The following is a 7936-nucleotide window of genomic DNA, read 5'->3' as shown; positions in this document are numbered from 1 at the left end:
TAATGAGTAATTTTAAATCGAAACCTACTTTTTCGTAGGATTTTTTTCGGCAGGGTCCTTTTTGTTCTTTCATCTTTATTTGTAATAAGTTGTCTAATTTTTAGTCAACCTATTTCAGGAAAGTTCAAGGTTTATATTATGCACAACGTGTTTGTGTATGGCTCGTTGCGGAAAATCAGCTATGATTTTCCGCCGTAACCGAAAGATAGCAAATTGCAATGAATTCCGATTAGGAATTCAGCCGCAATGAGCTATACACGGTGTTGCAACCAGTTTTTTATCGGAATGCTTTTTTCAACATTTGTTCTACGGCTAATTTCGTTTCTTCAGCCATAATTTTTTCTGTTTTCTTGAGCATTTTTGAACGAAAATCTTCACAACAAGCAGAAATATTAAATCCTTTACTTGTTTTTTCAAATTTCGGATTTTTGTTGTGTTTTATACAACGTTCTCTTTCTATTTTTCTTTTTACAGAATTATAATCAATATTTTCCATTCCTAATGTTTTGTGTCTTTTGGTGGATGAGGGTCATTTCCGTAACTATCTTTGTCTCTAATTTTTCCGTCTCTTCCGTGAATCACTACTTCTGATTTTTGGTTTTTAGCAATTTCTCTTGCTCTTTCAATTGCTTCTTTTTGAGTTCTATGATTCGAAGTGGCTTTTGAGTTATTAGCTCCTTTTACGCTCCATCCGTCTTTGTTCTTAACTACGTGTTGATTTTTTCCCATTTTCTTTTTCTTTAAAATTCAATAACTCTAAATTTAGAAAATAATATTCAATTTAAGTTTCTTGTTTTGAGTCATTTATAAACAAGATATAAACACCTAATTCAGTTCGGAAATTTAATTGTTTTCCAGGATTTTTGTCAAATTGGTTACAACGGCTCCGTATATGAAAAGTAGCGCTGAAAATAAGCTGTCACTTTTCGGTTTAAACACAAGCCGAATTTTTAAATTTTACTATTTATCTTTTTACTTGGAAATCGTCAAATTTAAAAATTTGGCGACTTTCCAAAAACGCCCAAAACTTTGTGATAGCAATAACTTGCGCTATTTTTTATATACATTGTTGCCATTAGTTTTTTGTCCGTATTGTTTCGAGTAACGTTCCCATTTTCTTCTGTCCGTATTCATTCTCAACGTTCATATCAATTCGGATGACATTTTCTTTTTCAGTCAATTTGGTTTTGTATTTAAATCCGCCGTTGCTTTGTTTTAGAGTGTCTGGATTTACTTTTTTTCCGTCAACAAGGCTATCGAATTTTACGAAATAACTTTTATTTGGATTATAGCCAACCACTAATAATTCAACATTAAATTCCGCATTCCGTTCATATTTATTGTCCTTTCCATAAATTTCTCGAAACGAAATACTGTCAAATACATATTTAGTTTCAATATCCGCAACAATTTTCCGCAAACTATCATTTTCCGCGCGTAGATTTTCCAATTTTGCGATAGTGTTTTCGCCTTGATTTATATCTGTACAGCTTAAGGTAAAAAATGTCAGAAGTACAATTATTATCGTTTTAGTCATTTTTTTCAAATTAATGGCAACGTTGTTGTATATGGTTTGTTGCGTGTTTCAAGCAACTAATTTAGTAAATAATTACCGACCAAGAAAGTCCGCGAGGACTTTCGTAAGTAGGCAAGAAGCCAGCAATAAATTATATACGGTGTTACAAACAGTTTTTATTTCAGATGCTTGTTATAATTCAAAATTATAGCCAAAACTTAATTGTACAACTGTATTTGTTGCTTTTATATCAATATCTCTAAATGGATTGGTTTGCTCATATTTCACAGCAATTAACTCATTAAATCCTTGATACAAATTAAGTTCCACAAAAAAGTCTTTAATATCTATTCCTATTCCAAGATTAAGTCCGTAATCTAAACTTTTTAAATCGCCAAAATCAAATTCTCTTTTTTCAGTGTCCAATAAAAATCCAATTTGAGGACCAGCTAAAATATATGGCTTATTGAAGAATTTAAAATTTAGTGGAATATTTATATATGACGTTTGATACTTTATGTTATCATAAAAATCTTCTCTATCTCCTTGTTGAGAATAAACAAGCTTTGGGCGAAATGCGATTTTTTCTGAAAAATCTAATTCATAAACAGCTCCAAGGTGTAAACTGAAAGAGTTGCTGTGAATTCCGAAACTTTCCAAAATCCCATCGGAAAGTGTTGAACCATTTACACCTGCTAAAATTCCTATTTTATTTTGAGAAAAAGATAGAAAAGGTAAAAAGGTTAATAAACCAATTAAAAATATTCTTTTCATTATTGTAATTTGAGTTTAATTAATAGTATTCGTAGGTTATAGTTTCTGTTCCATCTGTTTTAGAAGTCGCATAATCATCATTATCATAAGTGTAAGTATAATTTTTTTCCGAAATAACATTATTGTTCGATAAATCAGTTAAAATTCGAGAAGTTGGATTATTGTTGAAAGAAAAGAAATCATCTATTAAAACTATATTTGGTTGAAAATTAAGAAATGGACTTTTTTTAGTGTCGTAGGTAAATGTTAGTTCTTGGTCAGAGATAGCAGTATTTAAGTAATCGTGTTTTCTTGAAATCACATTATTATCGGTATCATACTCAAAAATATATTCTTCTGAATATGTAGTTTGACCATTACCAATATATTGAATATTGTATATATTACTATTTGTAAATGAATAAAGAAATCGCTCATCAAGTGTAGTATTATTATAAAAATCTTGTCTTTCTATAAGTAATCCATTATTGTAAACATACTGTTCAATTGAACCGTCAGAAATCCCGTTTAAATCTTGAAATTCGGCTCTGTCTAAAACTCCATTATTATAGTAGAATTGTTTAATAAAATCGTCTCCAGTTCCTGCACTTTGCATTCGGTCAATTTTGTTGTCAGCATTGTAGAAAAATGTTAGGGAATAATTTCCATTTCCGCTAAAGGTCATTTTTTTGAGTAATTTAGTTGTTTCTTCGGGTGTTTGGTCATCAGTTCCGTTATTGTCATCTGATGAACAAGACAAAATCGTTAATCCAATTAAAAATACAAGTAGTAAATTCAGTTTTTTCATTGTGTAAAGTTTGGTTTAAATTGTTTGTAACGGCTCCGTATATGAAAAGTAGCGCTGAAAGTAGGCGATAACTTTTCGGATGAAACACAAGCCGAATTTTTAAATTTTACTATTTATCTTTTTTATTGGAAATCGTCAAATTTAAAAATTATGCGACTTTCCAAAAACGCCCAAACCTTAGTATTAGCAATGACTTGCGCTATTTTTTATATACATTGTTGCCATTAGTTTTTTGTCCGTATTGTTTCGAGTAACGTTCCCATTTTCTTCTGTCCGTATTCATTCTCAACGTTCATATCAATTCGGATGACATTTTCTTTTTCAGTCAATTTGGTTTTGTATTTAAATCCGCCGTTGCTTTGTTTTAGAGTGTCTGGATTTACTTTTTTTCCATCAACAAGGCTATCGAATTTTACGAAATAACTTTTATTTGGATTATAGCCAACCACTAATAATTCAACATTAAATTCCGCATTCCGTTCATATTTATTGTCCTTTCCATAAATTTCTCGAAACGAAATACTGTCAAATACATATTTAGTTTCAATATCCGCAACAATTTTCCGCAAACTATCATTTTCCGCGCGTAGATTTTCCAATTTTGCGATAGTGTTTTCGCCTTGATTTATATCTGTACAGCTTAAGGTAAAAAATGTCAGAAGTACAATTATTATCGTTTTAGTCATTTTTTTCAAATTAATGGCAACGGTTTTGAGTATGATTAGTGGCGTGTTTAAGCACCTAATTTAGCAAATAAAAACTGAATAGAAAATCCGCGAGGATTTTCGTAAGTAGGCGAGAACCAGCCATTAATTATACACGTTGTTGTAAAACGTTTTTTACGGTAATATTTTCGGACCCAAAATGTTCATCCATAAAATGAATCCAAATATTCCACCTAAAAATCCACCAGCAATAAATGTTAATCTTAAATGTTTAGGAACAATTCTAAACACGATAAATATAGATATAAATAATCCTATTATTCCTAAAACACCAGAAACAGTTCCACTCCACAAATTTAATAGTTCAGAAATTTTCTTTTCATCTCCTCCAAAATAACTTCCATCAGGTTTTATTAATTCACTACCAATAGACATTGTCAAATTAAAGACCTCTCTTAACCAGAATAAGGAAAGAAAAACTGCTAACCAATCGAATAATTTTAGTCCATATTCAATAATTTTTTTTCTCCTCCAGAAGATAATAATTAGTCCAATCATTCCTGTCATTATTGTTTGTAAAGGACCTCCAATTCTTACCAGTAAAATGTCGTTCGTTAATTTTTTTACTCCATTTTCATATTCCGCTTTCTGCTTAAATTCAGTTCCGTTTTCAATTTCTGTTTTATTTTGATTGTAAATTTCAATAATGTTTTTTTGGAAAGAAGAGTTGTCATAATTCATACTTCCATAATGAAGGGTAGTTTCGTAACCTAAAGATTTAGCAACTATTATATGACCATATTCGTGACTTATTGTTCCAATTATTGTGAATAGAACAAATCCGAGTGAGATAAATATCAGATGTTTAATGTCAATCGAGATTTTCATTCAAATGTTTTACAACGGTCTCGGTTATGAGTAGTTGCGTGGGTTGGCACGAAACTTTGCAAGTACACACCAAACTGAAAATCCGCGAGAATTTTCAGAAGTAGGCGAGAACAAGCAATTACTTATAACCATTGTTGTGTTTTCGTTTTTTATTCAGTTTGTAATATATTCAATTCCTTTAGTTTTTCTACTTTTTCACGTCTTAAACTCTTGTGTTTATAGTTCGCTTTCTGTTGGTTTATCCATTCATAAAGTTCTTTATCAAATTCAGATGTGATTTTTTTATTTCCATATTCCTCTCTGAACAGCTCTATAATTTCAATGTATTCCTCCCATTTTTTTCTTTTTTTACTTTTTACTGGTAGTTTTATGTTTAGTTTTTTTAACTCATTTATTTGTTCTTCTTTCAGTCTGCCGTATCTAAAAGTTCTTTTCTGATTATGCAACCATTTTGCAAGTTTAGGATACTGCTTATCGTCCTTTGCCAAATTTGGATTAGGCAATTTTTTTAGTTTTTCCAGATTGTTATACCAACTTTGAGTTATGTGACCTCCTTTTTCTTTTTTCTTCTTGGTACCAATTTCGTGGAATCCGATTTCTTGAAGTTTTTTCTTCTTCCAATCTTCTTTGACTCCCTTTGTTTTTAAACGATAAATGTAATTTCCTAAACTTGGGTTCGGCTTATAGTTAGAAGGAATATCGAAATTTCCATTTGATTTTTTAAATTCTAATAATTGGGTAATTCTTTTTTCAAAATTGAAAACATCCATATCCCAAACTACACCAAGGTCTTCAAGAAGTTCAATTCTCTCCTTTGTCAGGATTTTTCTTTTTTTCTTATAGTTGAACCTTTGGTCATTAAGCCACTTTCCGAGTCCTTTATATTTTGGATTTTTATTGTTTTGAGAAACGTTACAATCACCGAATTCTTTTTTATAGTCCTCTAGTAATGCAAGTTTATCTAACCAATCATCTACAATTCTGTAATTATTTGGTGTACGTGTCATTACCCATTTAAAACCAATACTTTCCAATTTTTCAATTTGCCAATCTTTTAGCTTGCCCTTTTTATATTTTCCTCTTTCGAGTGCAACCCAATTAGAAATGTAAAAAAGAGGATGAGTATTATCTTTATATCTTTTTATATTGCTATCTCCAGTCTCCTTATATATTTCTAAAAGTTGGTTGTAGCTATTCATCCATTTTCTATCCCAAAATATTGTGTGTCCATCTCCAAAGTAGAAATCAATACTTTTTAACTTTTTGAAATGTTCTTCAGGTAACAATTCGGCTTGGTGTAGTAATTTCTGTTTTCTATACCACCCATAAAGTGTTCTGTCTTTATAATCTCTTGGAACAGTACAATGTTTGTTTTCCTTATAAAAGCGTTCCATTTTTTGAAACATAAAATCCCATTTTTCTAAATATTCATCTGTAATTTTCAATATTGATTTATATTGTTTTACAGGTCTTTTTTCTGTGATTTCAATATTCCCTAAATCGGTGATTTCTGGATTTTTGCCTTTCCTTTTTGATTTGTCGTGAATATTTGAATTATAGTCAGAGCCATCAGAGAAAGCTTCTGTTGAAACTTTTTGCTCCTCGATTAATTTTTCTAAATATTCATTTGTTAAAAGTTCAATATTTGGGTCGGTAAAATCTAATAATGTAGAATAGAATTCCTTTAGTTGTTTCAAAACTTTTAATCCACTCTTATCACTATTTGTAAAATCCAAAAGAATTGAAGATTCAACATTGTAGAAAAGTCCTGATTTTGTCAGATTAGAAGAGCCAGTTATAATTCTATTTTTTTCTCCCTCAAACAAATAAACTTTTGGATGATAGATAAACCTTTCAGAAAAGTAGATATAGGTTTCAATTTCTAGTTCGAGTAATAATTCTAGAGCTTCTTTGGATGTTACTCTTTCGTCAATTCCGACATAAAAGGTTATGTTTCTATTTTCATTCTTTGCTTTTTCTAAAAAAGGTTTTAAATAGTCTAAACCAGGTTTTCTTAAAAAAGCAATAAAAAAGGTTATTTGTGTGAATGACTTTTCTTGAATAGCAGAACAAACGTGATTTCCGCACGTTTCATCTTCTTCGAAGTGTAAACCTTGTCCAAGAAATTCTACTATCATTCTTTCACGTATCTTTTTTTAAAATGAAACACAACGTGTTTGTGTATGATTAGTGGCGTGTTTAAGCACCTAATTTAGCAAATAAAAACCGAATAGAAAATCCGCGAGGATTTTCGTAAGTAGGCGAGAACTAGCCATTGATTATACACGTTGTTCTACGCAGTTTTTATTCTTTTTGTTTTACATTAAATTCAATATTCCAATTCTGAACATATTCCTTTAATGGTTCAAGTCCAACTTCAGCTCTCCTTTTATCAACAAATTCTGGATTGTCAAGTTTATAAAGTTCCCACTTATTTGTTTCATTATTTTGAGTGATTTGCGAACCATAAATTTGAGGTTTTCCATCCATCATTAGAATTCTGTCTTGCATTAGAGCGATGTGACTTTTTTTCAAATCTCCATTTTTAGATGCTTTTTTTAATAATGGAAAATATTTTTTTCTATTTTCATTATCAGCGTGTTGAAACACTAACCAAATCGCACTCATTTGTTTAGAAGTTATTTCTTTGGTTGTTGGCATTCCACAATTTTCTATTAAACTAACTACTTTGACTAGATTTTGTCTATCTATTTCAGGGTTATAATCATCGTGATTATCACTTTTCCTCATATCTTGGTCAAGCGAATAGATTTCGTCAAGGATTTCAGCTTTCTTTTTACAATCAATGTCAATTATTTCAATTGGTGGTTCGTAGTTGTACGCTTGCTGTAATTTTGCAAGAAATTCTTTGTCCTTTTGCGTGGCTTTTCGGATTATCATTTCCTTAATAACTCCGTTTTTGTCAGCATATCTATCAGAAGTCCATTCGTTCATATTTGGTAAATTTCTAACCGAATCAAGGCTTAAAACTTCTCCTTTTTCATTTTTGTAAGTAACTTCTTCAAAGTCAAACTGTTCTTTATCTTTTGCACGCTGAATTAGTTCGCTTTCAGATAATTTGGTTAATCCGTCAGGAACATAATTTTTTTCTTCATTGCAAGAAGTCAGAAATATTATAAGTAAGCAAAAAGTGTAAATTTTATAAATCATTTTGTTGGTTTGTATTATACTGAAATAGGTTGACCATTTTTTTGTTAATTTTTGTGTTCAAACTATTTTTTTTAGCCGTTTGGAAGGCAAAAAACAGTTTGAACTAGGTCGTTTTTTAAATTGTTAATTCAAGTA

General features: G+C 30.4%; 9 protein-coding genes. All 9 read right to left on the bottom strand.

Annotation, left to right across the window (positions count from 1 at the left end; translation table 11 throughout):
- Nucleotides 1–277 precede the first annotated feature (277 nt).
- The gene (locus ACFSQP_RS12915; RefSeq protein ID WP_376895176.1) at nt 278–496 is read right to left on the bottom strand and encodes a hypothetical protein; all 219 of its coding nucleotides are present in this window, start codon (nt 494–496) and stop codon (nt 278–280) included.
- A 2-nt stretch (nt 497–498) separates the two neighbouring features.
- A complete protein-coding gene (locus tag ACFSQP_RS12910) occupies nt 499–729 on the bottom strand; it encodes a DUF2188 domain-containing protein (protein ID WP_376895174.1) in 231 nt (76 codons plus the stop codon).
- Nucleotides 730–1075: 346 nt separating this feature from the next.
- The gene (locus ACFSQP_RS12905) at nt 1076–1537 is read right to left on the bottom strand and encodes a hypothetical protein (RefSeq protein WP_376895169.1); all 462 of its coding nucleotides are present in this window, start codon (nt 1535–1537) and stop codon (nt 1076–1078) included.
- Between the two features lie 171 nt (nt 1538–1708).
- Complete coding sequence (locus ACFSQP_RS12900; RefSeq protein WP_376895172.1) at nt 1709–2290, bottom strand: porin family protein; 582 nt, start codon at nt 2288–2290, stop codon at nt 1709–1711.
- A 19-nt stretch (nt 2291–2309) separates the two neighbouring features.
- Nucleotides 2310–3077 carry a hypothetical protein gene (locus tag ACFSQP_RS12895; RefSeq protein ID WP_376895171.1) on the bottom strand — a complete coding sequence of 256 codons (768 nt, stop codon included), beginning with the start codon at nt 3075–3077 and terminating at the stop codon, nt 2310–2312.
- Nucleotides 3078–3301: 224 nt separating this feature from the next.
- Nucleotides 3302–3763 (bottom strand): hypothetical protein, encoded by a 462-nt coding sequence (locus tag ACFSQP_RS12890; protein ID WP_376895169.1) that lies wholly within the window; start codon nt 3761–3763, stop codon nt 3302–3304.
- Between the two features lie 153 nt (nt 3764–3916).
- Nucleotides 3917–4630, bottom strand: a complete 714-nt coding sequence (locus tag ACFSQP_RS12885; protein ID WP_376895167.1) for a hypothetical protein — start codon at nt 4628–4630, stop codon at nt 3917–3919.
- A gap of 149 nt (nt 4631–4779) precedes the next feature.
- Entirely contained in the window at nt 4780–6768 is a 1989-nt protein-coding gene (locus tag ACFSQP_RS12880) for a Helicase associated domain protein (protein ID WP_376895165.1), read from the bottom strand.
- A gap of 166 nt (nt 6769–6934) precedes the next feature.
- Nucleotides 6935–7801, bottom strand: coding sequence for a DUF6624 domain-containing protein (locus ACFSQP_RS12875; protein WP_376895163.1), 867 nt, complete (start codon nt 7799–7801; stop codon nt 6935–6937).
- Nucleotides 7802–7936: the final 135 nt, after the last annotated feature.

It is taken from the genome of Bizionia sediminis (assembly GCF_042684585.1).
Classification (GTDB): Bacteria; Bacteroidota; Bacteroidia; order Flavobacteriales; family Flavobacteriaceae; genus Algorimicrobium; species Algorimicrobium sediminis.
This window is presented reverse-complemented; position numbering and strand designations above follow the sequence as displayed.